The organism is Bacillus sp. 01N42_2, from assembly GCF_056399565.1.
Genome location: NZ_JBFTRO010000002.1, coordinates 593,847 through 612,157, shown reverse-complemented (window position 1 = coordinate 612,157; position 18,311 = coordinate 593,847). Strand labels below are relative to the sequence as shown.

Here is an 18,311-nt window from a genome sequence, read left to right as displayed (position 1 = left end):
AAGAACAGGCTGCCGAATCACTCCGGCGGCCTGTTTTTATACAAACAACAGTGAAATGAGACAGCTTGCGCCGAATAAAAGGAGCACGAGCATGAAAAAGAACCAGTCGGCGCGGCGCACAGTAACCGTTCTGTAAAACGTGCGGTTTCGGCTCCCTGTAAAGCCTTTAGATTCCATTGCGATCGCTGTGCGTTCCGCCTTTCTGATGGCGCCTGCCAAAAGCGGGATGGTAAAGCGCCTGAAGGCAAAGAGCTTTCCTTTCAGCCCGGAATCAGATGCCGCGCCTCTGATTCTGTGCGCCTGTCTGATAATCAGGATTTCATCTTTCAGAAGAGGAAGAAACCGGAACCCGGCGATCACGCCGTAAGCAAGCTTCGGCGGGAGCTTACATTGCTGAATCAGACTGAGCATAAACAGAATCGGATCGGTTGTGAAAAGAAACATCATCGACAAAGCGGAAAAACATAAAATACGAAACGCGATAGAAATCCCGAGCGCCGCATTATCACTGTTGACGGCAATCGGTCCGAGCTTAAACAGCAGATTGCTTTCGGTTGTCGGGACGTTTCCGAATACGACGGCTGTCCATAAAGAACCGAAGGCAAGAATGACAAACGGAACCGTAAACAGCAGCCATTTTTTCAGCGGCACACGTCCCGCCAAGAGGACGCCTCCGGCAATGATAATATAAAACAAAGCAGGCGTGTACGGGTTATAAATAAACGAAAGCATAACAACGCATAACAAAACAGCCGCCGCCTTAATTGACGGGTTAACAGCCTCCAGCCGCAGGTTCATTTCTCCGCCTCCTGTCGTGTTTCATCCATTCATACCGCAGGGGCAAAGCTAAATGCGCCCGCTCCGCGATTCCGATATGATCAGAAAACAATGAGTCGGGCGTTCCGCGGTACACCAGCTTCGTGCCGCAGAGCACAAGGATCGTATCGGCATAATCTGAGACGAGCTCCATATCATGTGTCACCATTAAAACGGCCGTTCCTTCCTTTTGGATCTCCTGAAGCATCAGCATGCACTCACGCGCCGTTTTTGCGTCCTGCCCGAAAGTCGGTTCATCAAGCAGCAAAACTTTCACCTGATGCATAAGCATCGTGGCGACGCTGAGCCTGCGTTTTTGTCCTTGGCTTAAAGAGAATGGATGCTGTGAGGCATAGCGTCTCAGGCCGAACCGGGTTAAGAGCTGAAGAGCTTTCTCCTTTGCGGCTTGACCGTTTTCAAAGCCGAACAGCAGCTCTTGAATGACGGAATCTGTGACAAACTGGTGTTCAGGATTTTGGAAAACATACCCCATCAGCCGCCGAAGCTCTTTTTCCGAATAGGAATCTACCGGTCTGCCGTCTATTTTGATGTCTCCGCTCACAGGACGGATGAGCTTGGCCGCGGCGGACAGGAGCGTTGATTTTCCGGTTCCGTTAGGGCCGGCAATCGCGGTGATTGACCCTTTTTTTACGGAAAAGCTCACGTCCTGAAAAATGATGTCTGTTCCTCTTATGAATGACAGCCCGTGAACACTCAGCGCGTCCTCTGCCGAAAGCGCGGCGGGCCGGGGGCCGGGAAAGGGCGGTACAGGTTCTTGAAACAGTCTTTCTTTGCACAATGTAAAAGGAATGCTGACGTGCTCCTGCAATGAGATCACCCGCGGAATCGGAATGCCGAGCTGCGTCAGCTCTTCAAGTTTTGTTTCAAAGATCGCGCCCGTCTCTCCGTCCATCACTTTCTGACCCGTTCCGTCAAGGACAATTGTCCTGTCCATCCACGGCGCCCAATGATCAAGCTGATGCTCGATAACAAGAAGTCCGAAGCCTTTTTGGGCCTGCAGTTCTTTGATCAGCCGCACCAATTCACGCACGGAATATGGATCAAGCTGTGCCGTCGGTTCGTCTAAAATAATGAGTTCCGGTTCCATCGCAATGATACAGGCGAGCGCGACCTTTTGTTTTGAACCGCCTGACAGCGAGGCGATCGTCCGTGTTTTCAGATGAGTGATTTCTAATTTTTCCAAAACGTCCTCAATAATTAAGTCCATCTCTTCTTTTGTATATTGCAAATTTTCCAGACCGAAGGCTATTTCATCTTCAACCGTCAGCATGCAAAACTGCTGATCCGGATCTTGAAACACGACCCCGATGGATCGGGCGGCGGGTTCTGACAGGTCCGAAAGAGGTGTTCCGTATAAGGAAACGGTTCCCGTTTGAACCGCATCGCAAGCTTCCGGGTACAGACCGTTTAAACAAAGTGCGAGCGAGCTTTTGCCGCATCCGCTCGGCCCGAGCAATAAAACCCGTTCTCCTTTGCGGAGCTGAAATGACACGTCTTGAAAAACCGGCTTCTCATCCTGCTCATAAGAAAAGGTAAGACGGCGGGCCGATAGAAGGGGTTCAGATGCCTGCATCTTGATTCACCTGTTTCTTTTTCTTCTTGAATTCTTTTCCGAGCGCCATGCCGTTCAGCACCCCTGTGTAAGCCAGCGCATCACTGATTGCTTTGCCGAGAAGGCCGGCAAGAAGCGCACCTGAGACCAGGCGGATGAGAAGCATGACGGCTAATAAACCCGGATTCAAAACAGAGTATCCGGAAATGAACAAGTCATAAATGAAGCTCGCAACAGAAGACCCCATACCGGATAAAAGGAGCACGGGCAGGGTATACACCCGCCAGCGTGTCGCAAAAAAGACCGCTTCCGCACCGATTCCCTGCGCGATGCCGATCAGAATTACCATCGGCCCTGACGGATTTCCGAGTAAACACTCCACAAACGCGGCGATGATTTCAGAAATGAGCGCCGCTCCCGGTTTTTGAATAATGTAGGCGGCAATCACCGAGACGATAAACCAAATACCGTAAATCGGTTCGTAGCTCATCCGGCCGAAAAACCCTGCCGCTATATTGCTTGCATGAGTTGATAATAAATAAACGACAGCAAATACAACACTGATGACGGACATGACGACAATTTCTCTCATTTTCCAATTTTTCATTGTGATCTCCTGCTTTCTTATCGGATAGTCGTATGTATGAAAGAGTTGATTTTACGAAAGACGATTGATCGTAAGTTTCATATTGCAGTGTCCTCCCCCGTTTTTTAATGAAAAATAAAAAACTGCATATCCGAGGGAATATGCAGCAGCAGAACGAAAACGCATGGAAAAAACCCTGCGCTCCGGTCAATCTGCACTTCCCCACGCTGGTATTATCCAGATCGGGTTATAAGGGATCAAAACACGCCTGCCGCATGTTTTATCTCAGCCGATAACAGCACCCCTAGTGCGTTTCCTATACAGTTTTTTATGATGACATCATCATAGTTGATCATGTCTGATTTGTAAACAGCCTTTCTCTAAACAGAGTTTGGAATCGGACCGGAAGATCATTCATAAAGATAAGAAGAGCCCTTTTGATCAAAAGGAAACGGAGGACATCTATGTTTGTTCATACAGTGCAGTCTGGCGACTCGTTATTTTCCATCAGCAGAAAGTACGGATACCCTGTTGACAGCATCAGAAGCGTCAACGGGCTTGAGGAAACGAATATCGTTCCGGGGCAGGCGCTTTTGATCCCTCTTAATGAATATACGGTTCAGCCGAATGATACGTATGCCGTTATCGCAAGTAAAACTTATGTGCCGCAGATGCAGCTGATGCAGGCAAACCCGGATATTCCGCCGAACCGGCTGCGGCCGGGTTTGAAAGTGAGAATTCCGGCTATCTCCAACTATCTGGCGGGAACCCTGCAATTTTATGTCATTCGGACACCTGAAGCGGACAGAGAGCTCATTAATGATTTTGCACCCTATTCATCGGCGATTTCTTTGTTTGAATATCATTTTGGCCCGAACGGAGATATCATGAATGATTTAAACGACAGAACCGCGATAGAAACCACATGGCAAAACAGGGTGCGGCCGCTTGCGGTTATCACGAATCTGACAGAAGGAGGGTTCAGCCCGGAATTAGCCCATCAAGTCCTGCAGAACCCGACGGCGAGAACGAACCTCGTCAATAATATCGTCTACCTGACCGTAAGAAAGGGATACGGCGGTGTCAATATTGATTTTGAACGGATCAGGGAAGCCGACCGGGACCTGTTTACAGGATTTCTCCGGCAGTTAAAAACCAGGCTCTCAGAGCATCAGCTCGCGCTAACGATATCGGTTCCGGCGAAAACAAATGAAGCGGTGCCGTGGCTGAGGGGATATGATTACGGCGGAATCGGAGCCGTCGTCGATTATATGTTCATCATGGCGTACGACTGGCACCATGCCGGCAGTGAGCCTGGACCCGTAGCGCCTTTGACGGAGGTCAGAGAAACCATCAATTTTGCCATCAGCAGGGTGCCGAGAAGAAAGGTGATTCTCGGTGTGCCGCTGTACGGATATGATTGGGTGATTCCGTACCGCCCCGGGACGATCGGATCGGCGATCTCCAATCAGCGCGCCATGGAAACCGCCATGAAATATCAATCAGTGATCCGCTACTCTCAGAGGGATCGTTCCCCTTACTTCCGGTATACGGATGAAAATGGAAGAACGCATGAAGTATGGTTCGAGGATGTGCGGAGCATGAGTGAAAAAATGGTTCTCGTGCGGGAATTCGGACTGCAGGCGATCGGCGCGTGGCAATTAACGCTCGGCTTCAAACCGGGTCCGTGGCTGTTGCGGAACTTTTTCACCATCCGAAAGATATGACTGCATTGCCCCGCTTTTGCGGAGAGTTTTTCTTTCTTATGATAACGGATCTTCTTTTGGACAATCTAAAGTTGAAAAGGAGGTCTGTTCTGTGAAGAAAAGGGAAGAGCAGTATATCAACGAGGCTGAGTATGTACCGCACCCGACAAAAGAAGGGGAATACGCGCTCATGCTGCATGAATCATATCATTTACTTTCAGAAGAAGATGAAAGCGATTTGCCGGAATAAGGGCTTTATGCCTTTATTCCGTTTATTTTATAGGCATATGCTGAAATAACAATTTAAAGGTTGACACATTCCTTTTTTTTCTGTAATCTCAGTGTGTCAATTCAAATAACAACTTCGTTAGGTGAGGCTCCTGTATGGAGATACGCTGCTGCCCAAAAATGTCCAAAGACGCCAATGGGTCAACAGGAATCATCGACATAAGGTGATTCTTAACGCAGCTGGATGATTGTCCTATGCCATACAGTGCTAAAGCTCTACGAATGAAGGCCCCGCACGTTTATTTGCCGTGCTTGTTTTCGCCTTCATTTCGGAAGGTTTTTTTTATGCCTCAAAACGTACATGACTGAGCATGATAAGGAGGTGCGGAGTATGGATTCTCCCCATTCGAGTATGTCAGAAGAAGTACCCATATACAGCCAGATAACCAGTGACGACATGATGAGGAGACAAACCGCCGCACTTCCCTTGACGGACGGCGCGTCTCCGTAAAGGAGGTACGAGTCCCGATGGTCCAAAACATGACCTATGACGAACTCATATTACGCATTATCATTTTATTGCGGGACGGAAAAATAAAAGAATTCCGAAACATGATAGACGAGCTTCAGCCCTATGATATGGCCTTTTTATTTAAAGAAATGCCGGAAAAGCACCGGGCCCGCTACCTGTCATATATGACGGTTGATGACATCACCGACATGATCGGAGAGCTGGAGCGGGAATTTCAGCTTGCCGTTCTCCATAAAGTCGGTAAAACGAAAGCCACTCTCGCAATGAATAAAATGGATAACGACGATCTCGCCGCTTTGCTGGAAGAGATGGATGAAGAGCTGAAAGAGCAGCTTTTGTCCAGCATGGAGGCCGAGGAATCAAAGGCCGTACAGCTTTTGATGAACTATCCGCAAGAATCCGCGGGCCGGATGATGACGAACCGCTTCGTCTGGATTCCGCAGCATTATACAGTAAAAGATGCGGTCGTGAAGCTGAAAAGCTTTGCGGAAATCGCAGAATCAATTAACTACTTGTACGTGATTAATGACAGCAAGCAGCTTGTCGGGGTGCTGTCTTACAGAGATTTAATTCTCGGCGAGCCTGACGATAAAGTGCAGGATCTCATGTTTACGCGTGTCATCTCGGCCGGGGTGCTCCAGGATCAGGAAGAAGTCGCCCGGCTGATCCAGCGGTATGACTTTTTAGCCATTCCCATCGTTGAAGAAAATAATGTGCTTGTCGGCATCGTCACTGTCGATGATATTATCGATGTCGTGATTAAAGAGGCTGATGAAGATTACGAAAAATTCGCCGCCTCCGGTAAGGCGATTACATTTGATACGAAAGCGTACGTGGCGGCGTACCGCCGCTTGCCGTGGCTCATTCTCCTTTTGTTTATCGGATTGATTTCCGGAAGCATCCTGAATTATTTTGAAGATACATTGCAAAAAGTGGTCGCCCTCGCATTTTTCATGCCGATGATCGCGGGAACGACGGGAAATACAGGCACACAGTCGCTCGCTGTCGTTATCAGAGGATTGGCTAAAGAAGAAATGAATAAAAAAACCATCTTTAAACTGATTTTCCGGGAATTAAGAGCCGGCATCTACATCGGTATTGTCTGTGCGATTGCGATTACGATTGTCGCAACCGTCTGGCAGAAAGACTTAACGCTCGGTTTTGTCGTCGGTTCATCGCTGCTTGCAACGCTGATTATCGGTACGATGGCCGGAACGATCGTCCCTATTATTCTTCATAAACTGAACATAGACCCGGCGATTGCATCCGGGCCGCTGATTACGACGCTGAACGATATTTTGTCCTTATTAATTTATTTCGGCATTGCAACTGCATTTCTTCATGCTTTATAAAAAAAGGTCCGTCTCATTAGGAGGCGGACTTTTTTTGTCAGCGGTTTTTATATTTAAAATGAGCATTAAGCTGTCCTTCCAGCATTTTCTTGCGGAGCTGCGGGTCGTTTTTGAGGGCCTGCTCTTTTTTGCGCATGTCTTTTAAAATCTCAGCCGTCTGCACGCCGTCCTCACGCTTGTTGGCGATATCCATCAGCCGCTCAACGTCCGCGAAGGAATATTTTCTCGTTCCCCGCGATGAGCGCTGCGGGTAAATTAATTTCCGTTCTTCATAGTATCTGATCTGCCTGACTGACAATCCGGTTAATTCGCTTACAATGCCGATCGAGATTACTTTTTTATCTTTGTAAGATTGTTCGTCTGTCGTCATTTTTCCACCCCTGGATGTCTTTTACTCATATTATATAAGAAAAAAAGAGAAAAAACCTGACGCTTGTCAGGTTTTCTGACGTGAAATAGAAGATTTTAGAAAAAAAGCGTCAGAAAAATTAACAAGGTTAATGCATGGCTCTGTATCCCGTTTTATGCTTACTTTACAGATACAATGAGAGGAAGGATATGAATGGAGAAAGAAAAAGCAGTTTCGCTGGCAAAAGAAATCATTGAATTAGATATGAAACGCGATGAAATGCTGGAGACGTTTATGCAGCTTGCCGGGGAACACGCTTTTCCGCTGCTCAGAGCCGTTCAGAACGGACTTTACCGAAAAACATCATAATTCCACATAAGTTTTACAATGGCTTCATACGTCATTGAAATAAAAGCGGTATTCTGATCATAGAATAACGGAAAACAAAGGAGGGCGTCATGAGTCATTTGTTTCAAAATGCACTGGACAAAGAGAGAAACCATTATTCCAAAAAGCTTCTTCAAATCGGAGTCTATACGAAAGAAATACTGAACTCCATGACAATCACGGAGCTGAGAAAGGAATACGCGTATTTTTTCCGGAACATTCCCTATAAAGAACGAAACCCTTATACAAATTAAATGATGTATAAGGGTATTTTTTTATATAAAAAAGAAGGAATTCTGAAAAACGGCACGAATAGAATATAAAACAAAGAACGACTCTTATGAATTGTAAGGGTTTACATTATTTTTTTATAAAAATCTTAAATACGGGGTAGATATGATGAGATTATCATTTAATGAAGAAGAAGTGATGCGTTCGATGAATTTGTACAAAGTTTTTGCAAGGGCTTTCAAAAGTGTATCTGAACACAGCATCCGCGACAGTAAAGAACACGGTTTTAATCCGACTGAATTTGCCGTTTTGGAGCTGCTGTATACGAGAGGCCCGCAAAAGCTCCAGCAAATCGGGTCGCGTCTTTTGCTTGTCAGCGGGAATGTCACCTATGTCATCGACAAGCTTGAAAGAAACGGGTTTTTGGTCAGAGAACAAGACCCGAAGGACAAACGGTCTGTTTACGCCCATTTAACTGATAAAGGAAATGAGTATTTAGACAAAATTTATCCGATTCATTCATTGAGAATTGCGAGAGCGTTTTCAGGACTTATGCCTGAGGAACAGGAACAGCTGATCGCCTTATTGAAAAAAGCGGGGATTCACAGCCAGCACTTGCTTTTCCGTTAAAAGAAAGCGGATACAAACACTCTTCTTCAAGGAGAGTGTTTTTTTCTGTCCGACGGTAGAGCCTGAAGCGGATTTTGCATATGCTGATACAGGGCGGCATCATTATTTACCAATCATAATGTGACATGCCCCATGCCAAAATATGAAAGTGCTTTGAATATAAAGAAGGTGAACGTGTGAGAAGCTGTCTGCTGACTATATGGTACTTACTTGATCCGCTTTATTTCTTCTTTACCCGGCTGACGCTGATTGATAAACAGCAATCGAATGTATTCCGCGTTCGTTTGACAAGATATAAAGGGAAAGAGGTCATCCTGAGCGACGGAACCAGAATTAAAAAAAACGACGTGTTAGTCAAGATTCATCTTCATAACGTCAAACTCCTGAAAGAGCTGCAGCCTATTGAAAGCGCGGTCAGAAGGGGGATTATGCTATATCAGAAGGTTTATCAATCCATGCCTCATTTAGCTGATTATATTAACCAGCATAAACGGAAAGACGAGATTAAAGGCGTCGTCGGCATTACGATGCTTCATAAAGGGGCGGCAAGACTCGGATTTGATGTGATAAAGCCGTCCAGCTGCTGCTACAGGCTGTTTAAAAAAGCGGCACATATTCCGATATTATATTTTACTGAAAAACAGCTCACCCTCAAAAACATTCCTTATTCCTGCTATTTATTCATTTCCAAAGAAAAACTGATGTGCACGTATCAGACTGAAAAGAGCTGACGAAAAGCGTCAGCTCTTTCTCTTGATTTGCTCAAGCACGTTTGAAAGCGGGCCGTCCTGCGGATTCCGGTAAAAATCATAAAACGGATCTCCCTCTGTCCTGACCCGATTCACCACTGTATCAATCGTATAATCATCGGGTGTTAAAGAGGAGTTGACTTCGTTCCAATAAAGAGGGGCGGCAACCGTTCCTAGTTCATTGCCCCGGGTCGAATAAGGAGCGATGATCGTTTTTCCTTCGGCATGCTGCAAATAATCAAGGTAGAGCCTGCCGTTTCGGTTTTTGATAAACCGCTCTGTCGTAAAAAGATCCGGACGCGTCCTGACGCAATAATCGGCGATGAGCATTGTGAACGCGCGGGTCTCCTCATAGGTGAATGCTTCCGGTGAAAGCGGGATGTAGAGCTGAATGCCTTTATTCCCGGAGAGCTTCGGGAATGATGTAATGCTGAATGAATCAAACAGCTGTTTCAGCACATGCGCCGCCTCCACGGCCATAGGAAAATCGTTCCTTGACGGAGGATCAAGGTCAATGACGATTTCTGCGGGCCTTTCAGAATGCACGGTCTGAAACGGAACGTGAAATTCCAGCGCCAGCTGATTGGCGAGCCATAAAAGAGACGGTACGCTGCTGCATACGATGTGTTCGTGGCTTCCGTCAAATACGCTTGAGACAAAGTCCGGCGTGTAATCCGGTTTGTTTTTTTGAAAAAAAGATTCGCCCGGCGCCCCATGCGGATAACGGATCACCGTGACGGCCCGATCTTTAAGAAAGGGCATAAGAAAATCGCTCATCTTCACCATATAGCAAAGGAAATCCTCTTTCTTTTTTTCAGACTTCTTAAAAACGGTCTTGTCCAGGCTTGTGAACTGCAGTTTCGGCGGCAGCGTTTTAGAACGGAGGATAAGCTGCTGATACGTACATTCAGTCCAATCCATTTCAAACTGAAAAGAAACAAAAGATACTTCACGCAGCGTGTCCTGCAATATGGTTAAATACTGCACGGTCATACAGATGGAAGGCTCAAGTGTATACTCGCCGCTTTTTTGTTTTTTGCCGTGAGTCTCCATAATGGTTCTGACGGCGTTTTTTTCTTCCGTCTGCATGCCGTGGGAAACGGAAGCGATCGGGACAATGGTGCCGTCTTTTAATACCGAGGCCGTCACATACCCGTTCTTCGGATTAAACCCGGTTAATAGCACATGAGCCGTTTTCATATGTTTATACTTCTGCCAGTCGGGAGACCGTTTATTTTCCGCCCAGCCGCTTGATGCTTTTTTTGCTACTATTCCTTCTCCGTCATACCGGACGACCTTGTCCCATAGCGCTTCAAAGTCAGTGTGCTCCGGAATGTACTGAATCGCTTCCTCCGCTAAGTGATGGGGGCTTTTCGGAAGATTTGCTTCTTCAAACAGTTTGAAAAGGGCGCCCTTCCGCTTCACATACGGCAATGAGGCGGTGCCGGCACCTTCCAGAACCAGGAGATCAAATGCCAGAAAGCGGCACGGCCGTCTATTGGCGGTGCTTTCAATGGCTTCCGCCCGTTTTAAACGCCCGCGGATTTGAATATGTTCAAAGTCCGATCTGTACGGATTGATTAAATAGACAAGCTCTCCGTCAAGCGTAATGGGGAACCGGTCTTTCATGTGCTGAAAACACCGTGCCGCAAAAGCCGTGATTTCCGGAAATTGATTCGTCAGCGTCTGGCCGTTTCTGCTGGTCAATGTGACGCCGCTTTCGTCTATGCGGAGAAGACAGCGGAATCCGTCATACTTTACCTCATAGCGCCACTCACTGCCTATGGGCGGTGAAGAGGTCAGAATCGGCTGCATCGTCAGCACCATGATTAAGACGTTCCGGCTTTTTGTCTGGTCGTCTTCCGCTTTTTGCCTTCGCCGCCTGCAGGTGCGGCGTCTTTTGTCCGTGCCGGTGCAGCCTGCTCGCGATTCGGCCGCTTCGTCCGGTCGATGCTTGCCTGAAGGGCGCTGACAAGATCAATGACATCTTCGCGCGGGCCGGCAGCAGCCGGTGTTACGCCCGCTTCTTCATGTTCAAGCTTATCATTAATTTTGGCGAGAAGGGCTTTCCGGTATGTGTCTTCGTATTGCTCTGGCTCAAACTCGGTTGTCAGCTCATTAATTAACGTAATCGCCGTCTGCAGCTCTTTTTCATTAACAGCTGTCTGCTCCGGAACGCCTGGCACATGTCCGGCGTTTCGGACTTCATCCGGATAATGAATGGATTCCATCACGATGCAGTTGTTATACACCCGAAGAATCGCAAGCTGCTGTTTAGAACGGATCGTAATAGAGGCAATCCCGATTTTACCGGTCGTCCTCAGCGCTTCCCGCAAAAGTGTATAGGCTTTTGTGCCGTTGTCTCCAGGGCCGACATAATAAGACCGGTTAAAATAAATCGGATCAATCTCTTGCAACTGGACAAAGTCAACAATCTCAACCGCTTTTTCTTCGTGTTCCTGTTTTACGTCTTTCAGGTCTTCGTCTGTCAAAATGACGTATTTTCCCTTTACATACTCATAGCCTTTAACGATCTCATCCGGCTCCAGACTCTTTTCACACCCGGTACAGATCTTTTCGTATTTAATCGGCGCATGATCTTCTTTATGAAGACTGCGGAATTTTATATCTTTATCTTCAGTGGCCGCAAAGAGCTTGACCGGGATATTGACGAGGCCGAAACTGATCGAACCCTTCCACATCGTGTGCATGAATAAAAACTCCTTTTTTCTTTATTGTGGATAATCGGGTCCGTTCCATGTGTAGAAACTTATGGGTGGCGCGGCGCTTCATTGAGGAGCCGTTCAATCTCCTCAGGAGGCAATGGCCTGCTGAAATAGTATCCCTGAAGAAAATCGCATCCTTTTTCATCTAAAATCTTTTTTTGCATCGCCGTTTCAACCCCTTCAGCAACGACTAAAAGAGAAAGCTGATGGCCCATGGCAATAATGGCGCCGGTGATCTGTGCAGATTTAGAATGTGTCTGGAGATCATCTATAAATGATTTATCTATTTTCAATCTGTGAATCGGAAAGTCCTTTAAGTAGCTGAGAGAACTGTGACCCGTTCCGAAATCATCAATGCTTACACTGATTCCCAGCTCAGTTAGTGCGGTAAGCACTTTTTTGCTGTGCTCGTGATCCTCCATTGTCATGCTTTCGGTCACTTCTGCTTCAAGCAGCCGGGGAGGAAGCTTGTAATGGGAAAGTGTTTTCTGAATAAACGGAACCAGTTCTTCTGATTGAAACTGTTTGGCCGAAATATTAATGGCGACTGGAAGGTGGTATCCTTTTTCATGCCATTCCTTCGCCTGCCGGCACGCCTCGGTAATGATCCATTTGCCGAGGTCAATAATCAGCCCGGTTTCTTCGGCGGCCTGGATAAAGTCTCCGGGATTCTTCAGTTTCCCATCCGCGCCGGCCACTCTCAGAAGTGCTTCAGCTCCCGTGATGAGCTGATCAGAAGAGCTGTATTGAGGCTGATAATGAAGGACGAACCTTTTTTTCTCAATCGCTTCTCTCAGCTCCATCTCAAGCCGAAGCTTTTTCGCTTCTTTTTCTCCGATTTGGGCAGAGTAATATTTGTATTTGCTTTTGTTTCGGTCTTTGCAGGCGTACATCGCCATATCGGCTTTTTTCATCAGTTCCATCCCGTCCGACCCGTCTTTTGGAGAGACAGCGATTCCGATGCTGACGGAGGTGATCAGTTCATGCTCCTGAATGGTAAACGGTTTTTCGAACTGCAGGATGATCTGTTTTGCTAAATCATCAATGTCATCGTTCTCAGAAGGGACGTCAGTTAAAATAATAATAAATTCATCACCGCCAAGACGGGCGATAAAACCATTATCCGGGATGATGGAGGAGAGTCTCTGAGCCGCTGATTGAAGAAGTCCGTCTCCGGCATTGTGCCCGAGCGCATCGTTAATAATTTTAAACCGATTTAAATCGAGAAAGAACACAACGGTCAAGCGTCCGAATGAATGATCTCTTTCCAGAATTTCTGTCAACCGCTGAACGGCATGCCGGCGGTTCGGCAGGTCTGTCAAAGAATCATAATGCGCCATACGGTGAATGTCCTTCTCGGCTTTCCGCTGTTTGGTCATGTCTTTGCAGATGACATATACACTGTCCAGTCCGTTATCGACCAAAACAGGGATAAAGGTAACATTAATATAAAATAAGCCGACGTCTGTTTTCAGATCAGCATCAATATGCAGGGCCTGCTGTTCTTTTTTTACCTGTTTAAAATAGGTTTTCAGCTGTCTGCTGATATGCCTGCGCCAATTTTGGCTGTCCAGTCCGAAATTGTGTTTCATCTCGGCTCCTGCTTCATTAGAGTAAAGAATTTTACCGTCAGGAGATAGGATGAAAATCGGGTCAATATTATGATTGATTAATGATTGAAACCGCTGTTCATGGTCTTTCATCCGTTCATTGTGGCGGAAAAACTGACGATCGAAATGTGAGCTGAAAAACAATAACATCTGAAAACAAAAGATGATCAGCGTAATAAAAACGGACCAATGAAACGAATGAATTTCCATATCGTTTTCCGGCTTTCTCATGTCTTCATAAAATGAGGCAGCCATCATTCCGGTATAATGCATCCCTGAGACAGCCGCGCCCATGAAAACAGAACCGATGATTTTGTGAAAAGTAAAAGGTTCCGTCGGTTTCTTCGCTGCCAAACCGAAAAATACTTTCAGCGAAATGAAAGAAGAAGCCATGGCAATCAGAATAGACATACAGAACAAAAAGGGATTATACATAATCATTACCCGGGAAATGGCCGACATTCCCATGTAATGCATGAGAGAAATTCCCGCTCCCATAAAAACAGATCCGGTAATCAGCCGGCTGAATGTTAAGATTCTCCGGCTGACGATGTATAAAGCCGCGAAAGATCCGGAAATCGCGGCGGCTGCAGAAAAGAACATCGGCACAGCTTCATAATTCATATGCATGTTCATATAAACGGCAAGCATTCCGACAAAGTGCATTGACCATATGCCGAAACCCATGATAACTGAACCCGCAAACAGCCACAGCTTACTGTGAATCCCCGTTTTGAACGTTATTTTTCTGGAAATTTCAAGTGAAGTAAACGCCGCCAGACAAGCAATCAGGATGGATAGCCCGACAAGCGGGACATTGTATTGTACATGTAATTCCAAAAGATGATTCCTCCTACTACTACCGATCTGAAACGATCCTCATTTATATCGGCGCGGCATAAAAATATTTCAGTTTCGAGGTTTTGTGTTAAAATGATTCTTAAGATTCGGAATACAAAATGCCTGGAGTGATAAATCATCGAAGGTTTTATCATATCAATAATAGAAGCGTTTAAAAGCTTATCCTACGCCGGAATTTTTTTGGCGCTGAGTATAGAATTCATCCCGGCGGAAATTGTACTTCCGCTTGCAGGCTACTGGGTGTCAAAAGGGGATATGACGCTTGCCGGAGCCGTGATTGCCGGATCGCTCGGCGGTGTTTCGGGTCCGCTGGTCTTATATGGAATCGGAAGGCTGGGAGGCCGGCCGTTTTTGCTGAAGTATGGAAAGTATATATGGATAAAGCCCGAATCGCTTCAGAAATCAGACCATTTCTTTCAGAAACACGGAGGTTTGGTAGCGTTTAGCGGCCGTTTTATACCGGGGGTCAGGACGCTGATTTCTCTGCCGTGCGGAATCGCGAAAATGAATGTCTGGGTGTTTTCTCTTTATACATATGCAGCGATGCTCCCGATTACGTTTGTTTACGTATACCTCGGAATGAAGCTCGGGGAAAATTGGAAAAGCGTCGGTTCTATTCTTGATCAATATATGCTGCCGCTCGCCATATTCATTGTCTTGCTTCTTGTCTTTTATCTGTTTTTAAAGAGAGGAAAGCAACGGGATAAAACAGAAAAAATTTCTCAATTTGTTAAAAAAGTTAAGCGTTGACAAATGATGAAACAGGCTTTATCATGAGCGTATAAACAAAATATTTCTTGAAATCCCAAAGGGGAGTAGCGTCCGGATGTTCCGGAAACAAAGTCGTCAATTCATGGATCATATCCATCGGCTTTGTTGGCATGCCAATCATTCATGTCTAGCAAGACCTTTGCCTTATATCGGCAAAGGTCTTTTTTGCGTAAAAAAACGCCGATATAAGCTCGGATGATAGAAAAGAAACGGAGGGAATGGATTGGACTTTGCATTATTATTGGAGTATGGATGGGTTCTTCTCGTTTTAATCGGGCTGGAAGGGATTTTAGCGGCGGATAATGCGCTGGTGATGGCTGTGATGGTGAAGCATCTTCCGGAAAAACAAAGGAAGAAGGCTTTATTTTACGGATTGGCGGGCGCATTTATTTTGCGTTTCGGGTCGCTGTTCGCCATTTCTTTTCTGGTGAATGTATGGCAGGTTCAGGCCCTGGGCGCCTTATATCTCCTTTACATCGCGGTCAGTCATTTGCTGAAGCGGTATGTATTCAAACATAGCACAGGGCAGAAAACGCAGAAAGAGAGCGGGTTTTGGCAGACTGTATTGAAAGTGGAGCTGGCTGACATCGCTTTTGCCGTTGACTCCATTTTAGCGGCGGTCGCGCTTGCCGTAACGCTTCCGGAAACGCCGCTTCCTGCCATCGGCGGCTTGGATGGCGGTCAGTTTCTCGTTATTTTAGCCGGCGGTGTTATCGGTTTAATCATCATGCGCTTTGCAGCGTCAATGTTTGTTTCCTTATTAAAAACCAGGCCGGGCCTTGAAACGGCGGCATTTGTTATTGTCGGGTGGGTAGGCGTGAAGCTCGCTCTTTATACTCTGGCTCATGAGGAACTCGGCGCCATTCCGGCGGATGTTATTCATTCTGCGGCTTGGAAAATCATTTTCTGGACGGTTTTGGCAGCCATTGCGGTTTGCGGATGGTTTATGTCAGGAAGAAAACAAATAGAGCAGGACGCGGCATCGGCGGAAAGAGAACATGCATAAAAGGAATCTTAGGGGACTGTTTTTTTAAAAAAACAGGTTCCCTTTTTTATTTGAAACGCTTACATTTAAGACATATGATAACAATTTTATAACAGCCTTGTTACAAAAAACACAGAGAAAACCCCCTTAATTCTGCCCGAGCGCACGAAATCATGTATAGTACGTCTTATTGGCTTGTCATAATTGAGACAAATGAAATCGATTTCTCTTTTTCTTCCTTTGCGAATCCCTACTAAATTAGCTATGATTATGAGTAGTTATAGGGAGGAACTGAGGTGAAACCAGTGCTTAGCCTTTTGTTTAAATTGGGAAAAAAGAAGCAAACGCTTGAAACATCTGTTGAAAAAATACAAAAAGGCGACAAAGATCTGCAGAACGATTTAATACAGCAATATAAGCCTTTTATCGCGAAGACGGTTTCATCCGTTTGTAAACGATATATAGATGAAAAAGACGACGAATTCAGCATCGGGCTGATCGCGTTTAACGAAGCCATTGAAAAATATTCGGCTGAAAAAGGTAATTCGCTGCTTGCATTTGCAGAGCTGATTATAAAAAGAAAAGTAATAGATTATATCAGAAAAGAAGCAAGAGCCGCCCAGCATATCAATATGGATGTGCAGGAAGGCGACGACCAGGAGTCTTCGCAAAGCCTTATTGAAGCGGAGCTTTCCATTGATGAATACCGCAAACAGATAGAACAGGAGCAGCGCCGGGAAGAAATTCTTTTTTTTCAGAAGCAGCTGCAACAATACGGTCTGTCTTTTAAAGAGCTGCTGGAACAATCGCCGAAGCATACAGATGCGAGGCAGAATGCGATTAAGGTAGCCTACACGCTTGTGGAAAATGAAGAGCTGGCGTCTATTTTGCACCAGAAGAAACAGCTTCCGGTCAAACAGCTGGAGCAGCTCGTGTCGGTCAGCAGAAAAACGATCGAACGGAACCGAAAATATATCATCGCCATGAGTATTATTATTTCCGGTGATTATATTTATTTAAAAGATTATCTTAAAGGGGTGTTGCACTCATGAGAAGAGGGATCATAGTAGAGAAAAATAAAAAATTCGTCACGTTGCTAACCCCTGACGGACAATTTTTGAAAACAAAAAATGATCACCGTGCTTGTGAAATTGGAGAGGAAATTACGTTTGAAGGCGAAACGCGTATGGGAAGAAGGGCCAGCTTTTTTGATTTTCTGAAACTGCGCCCTTTTAAATTGGGAGTGTTTACAATGACTGCTATTATCCTATTTATTTTAATCATGCTCCCGGTTTTTTCTGATAACAAAGCTTACGCGTATATGACGCTTGACATTAATCCAAGCATTGAAATGGCTTTAAACAGCAAATACGAAGTCATTGAACTCACACCGCTGAACCATGACGCCCAAAAGGTCATAAGTGACATCGGAGACTGGAAAAGCAGCGATTTTAAGGAAGTCATCAGTAATATTATTACCGATTGCAGCAAGCATGGATATGTAAAGGAATCAAAAGAGATTTTAATTTCCACGGTTTACGAAAATACAGATGACAATACATATAAAAAAGGCGTTAAAAAACAGCTGGCTGACATGACTGAAAAATATAAGGGCACCTACCAGCTTCAATCTCTTGAATCAGATATGGAAACAAGGGAAAAAGCAAAACAGGAAGGGATGTCAACAGGCAGCTACATAAGAAGAAACGAAAAGAAAACAGAAGATAAACAGCCTGAAAAGAAAACCGACGATAGTGAGAAAGATCAGAAAAACACTGAAACAGATACCGATCAAAATAAGCAGCCGGACACAGAAAAACCGGCGGCTGATGACAAGACGGCTCCTGATGAAGAAAAGGCAGCAGAGCAGCCGGAAAACAATGAAACAACGCCCGGCACGGAAGATGCGAAGCCGGACAGTCAAGACGGCAATCAGCAAAACGAAAAAAATGCAGTTTCCGGATCAGAGGAAAATACTCAGAAGGAACAAGATGGGGAAACAGAGCAGCCCCCAACACAAAATCCTCAGGAAAACGGAAATGACAAAGAGCCTAAGCAGAGATATAACAATCATTACTGGAATCATGAACGAAATGAACATTGGGAATCCTATCGGCGCTATGAAGATCCGTCAGACCGAAGGAACCCGAACGGCTACCGGCACGGAAGGGAGAATGCCGATAAACATCAAAATTCGCCGAGAAATCCCGGCGAATAAG

The 18,311-nt window shown here is 45.8% G+C and carries 18 protein-coding genes and 2 riboswitches; of the genes, 11 read left to right on the top strand and 7 right to left on the bottom strand.

Annotated elements, in window-relative coordinates; genetic code table 11:
* Nucleotides 1–36: 36 nt before the first annotated feature.
* From AC1DN5_RS06760 to AC1DN5_RS06750, 3 genes are read right to left on the bottom strand one after another with little or no spacing between them, the layout of a single operon-like run.
* A complete protein-coding gene (locus AC1DN5_RS06760; RefSeq protein ID WP_016936387.1) occupies nt 37–798 on the bottom strand; it encodes an energy-coupling factor transporter transmembrane component T family protein in 762 nt (253 codons plus the stop codon).
* Nucleotides 773–2,410, bottom strand: a complete 1,638-nt coding sequence (locus AC1DN5_RS06755) for an ABC transporter ATP-binding protein (protein ID WP_016936386.1) — start codon at nt 2,408–2,410, stop codon at nt 773–775. The genes AC1DN5_RS06760 and AC1DN5_RS06755 overlap by 26 nt, the downstream gene beginning before the upstream one ends.
* On the bottom strand, nt 2,397–2,996 hold the full coding sequence (locus AC1DN5_RS06750) for an ECF transporter S component (RefSeq protein ID WP_016936385.1): 600 nt from the start codon (nt 2,994–2,996) through the stop codon (nt 2,397–2,399). The genes AC1DN5_RS06755 and AC1DN5_RS06750 overlap by 14 nt, the downstream gene beginning before the upstream one ends.
* Before the next feature lie 181 nt (nt 2,997–3,177).
* A riboswitch (TPP riboswitch) is annotated at nt 3,178–3,291 on the bottom strand.
* A gap of 148 nt (nt 3,292–3,439) precedes the next feature.
* On the opposite strand from AC1DN5_RS06750, the gene AC1DN5_RS06745 reads away from it, so the two are divergent.
* The 3 genes from AC1DN5_RS06745 to mgtE all read left to right on the top strand — a co-directional run bounded on the left by AC1DN5_RS06745 (nt 3,440) and on the right by mgtE (nt 6,793).
* A complete protein-coding gene (locus AC1DN5_RS06745; protein ID WP_366969483.1) occupies nt 3,440–4,702 on the top strand; it encodes a glycosyl hydrolase family 18 protein in 1,263 nt (420 codons plus the stop codon).
* 91 nt (nt 4,703–4,793) lie between these two features.
* Nucleotides 4,794–4,931: a transcriptional regulator SplA domain-containing protein gene (locus AC1DN5_RS06740; RefSeq protein WP_116746191.1), complete on the top strand. Its 138-nt coding sequence runs from the start codon at nt 4,794–4,796 to the stop codon at nt 4,929–4,931.
* 106 nt (nt 4,932–5,037) lie between these two features.
* Nucleotides 5,038–5,203, top strand: a riboswitch (M-box (ykoK) riboswitch).
* 234 nt (nt 5,204–5,437) lie between these two features.
* Nucleotides 5,438–6,793, top strand: coding sequence for a magnesium transporter (gene mgtE, locus AC1DN5_RS06735; RefSeq protein WP_045925675.1), 1,356 nt, complete (start codon nt 5,438–5,440; stop codon nt 6,791–6,793).
* A gap of 37 nt (nt 6,794–6,830) precedes the next feature.
* Here the strand turns inward: mgtE and tnrA are convergent, their stop codons facing one another.
* Nucleotides 6,831–7,163, bottom strand: coding sequence for a MerR family transcriptional regulator (gene tnrA, locus AC1DN5_RS06730; RefSeq protein ID WP_003154734.1), 333 nt, complete (start codon nt 7,161–7,163; stop codon nt 6,831–6,833).
* Nucleotides 7,164–7,355: 192 nt separating this feature from the next.
* Here tnrA and AC1DN5_RS06725 point away from each other — a divergent pair, with 192 nt between their 5' ends.
* From AC1DN5_RS06725 to AC1DN5_RS06710, 4 genes are all read left to right on the top strand, one after another.
* The gene (locus AC1DN5_RS06725; RefSeq protein ID WP_101605506.1) at nt 7,356–7,511 is read left to right on the top strand and encodes a hypothetical protein; all 156 of its coding nucleotides are present in this window, start codon (nt 7,356–7,358) and stop codon (nt 7,509–7,511) included.
* An 89-nt stretch (nt 7,512–7,600) separates the two neighbouring features.
* Complete coding sequence (gene fbpA / locus AC1DN5_RS06720) at nt 7,601–7,783, top strand: Fur-regulated basic protein FbpA (protein ID WP_016936380.1); 183 nt, start codon at nt 7,601–7,603, stop codon at nt 7,781–7,783.
* A gap of 142 nt (nt 7,784–7,925) precedes the next feature.
* On the top strand, nt 7,926–8,390 hold the full coding sequence (locus tag AC1DN5_RS06715) for a MarR family winged helix-turn-helix transcriptional regulator (RefSeq protein WP_007610911.1): 465 nt from the start codon (nt 7,926–7,928) through the stop codon (nt 8,388–8,390).
* A gap of 176 nt (nt 8,391–8,566) precedes the next feature.
* Complete coding sequence (locus AC1DN5_RS06710) at nt 8,567–9,121, top strand: YkoP family protein (protein ID WP_016936379.1); 555 nt, start codon at nt 8,567–8,569, stop codon at nt 9,119–9,121.
* 9 nt (nt 9,122–9,130) lie between these two features.
* Here AC1DN5_RS06710 and AC1DN5_RS06705 read toward each other — a convergent pair whose 3' ends face one another.
* Genes AC1DN5_RS06705 through AC1DN5_RS06695 form a run of 3 tightly spaced genes read right to left on the bottom strand, consistent with a single transcriptional unit; the run spans nt 9,131 to nt 14,315 of the window.
* On the bottom strand, nt 9,131–10,966 hold the full coding sequence (locus AC1DN5_RS06705) for a DNA ligase D (RefSeq protein WP_366969482.1): 1,836 nt from the start codon (nt 10,964–10,966) through the stop codon (nt 9,131–9,133).
* A 2-nt stretch (nt 10,967–10,968) separates the two neighbouring features.
* On the bottom strand, nt 10,969–11,850 hold the full coding sequence (gene ku / locus AC1DN5_RS06700; RefSeq protein WP_366969481.1) for a non-homologous end joining protein Ku: 882 nt from the start codon (nt 11,848–11,850) through the stop codon (nt 10,969–10,971).
* Nucleotides 11,851–11,909: 59 nt separating this feature from the next.
* Nucleotides 11,910–14,315, bottom strand: coding sequence for a bifunctional diguanylate cyclase/phosphodiesterase (locus tag AC1DN5_RS06695; RefSeq protein WP_366969480.1), 2,406 nt, complete (start codon nt 14,313–14,315; stop codon nt 11,910–11,912).
* A 135-nt stretch (nt 14,316–14,450) separates the two neighbouring features.
* Here AC1DN5_RS06695 and AC1DN5_RS06690 point away from each other — a divergent pair, with 135 nt between their 5' ends.
* The 4 genes from AC1DN5_RS06690 (at nt 14,451) to AC1DN5_RS06675 (ending at nt 18,310) form a co-directional block, all read left to right on the top strand.
* A complete protein-coding gene (locus AC1DN5_RS06690; protein WP_436627801.1) occupies nt 14,451–15,086 on the top strand; it encodes a DedA family protein in 636 nt (211 codons plus the stop codon).
* Between the two features lie 244 nt (nt 15,087–15,330).
* Nucleotides 15,331–16,113: a TerC family protein gene (locus AC1DN5_RS06685; RefSeq protein ID WP_045925671.1), complete on the top strand. Its 783-nt coding sequence runs from the start codon at nt 15,331–15,333 to the stop codon at nt 16,111–16,113.
* A 275-nt stretch (nt 16,114–16,388) separates the two neighbouring features.
* Entirely contained in the window at nt 16,389–17,144 is a 756-nt protein-coding gene (sigI, locus tag AC1DN5_RS06680; protein ID WP_045925670.1) for an RNA polymerase sigma factor SigI, read from the top strand.
* Entirely contained in the window at nt 17,141–18,310 is a 1,170-nt protein-coding gene (locus AC1DN5_RS06675; RefSeq protein ID WP_366969479.1) for an anti-sigma-I factor RsgI family protein, read from the top strand. Before sigI ends, AC1DN5_RS06675 begins: the two co-directional genes overlap by 4 nt.
* The last annotated feature ends 1 nt before the right edge of the window (nt 18,311 follow it).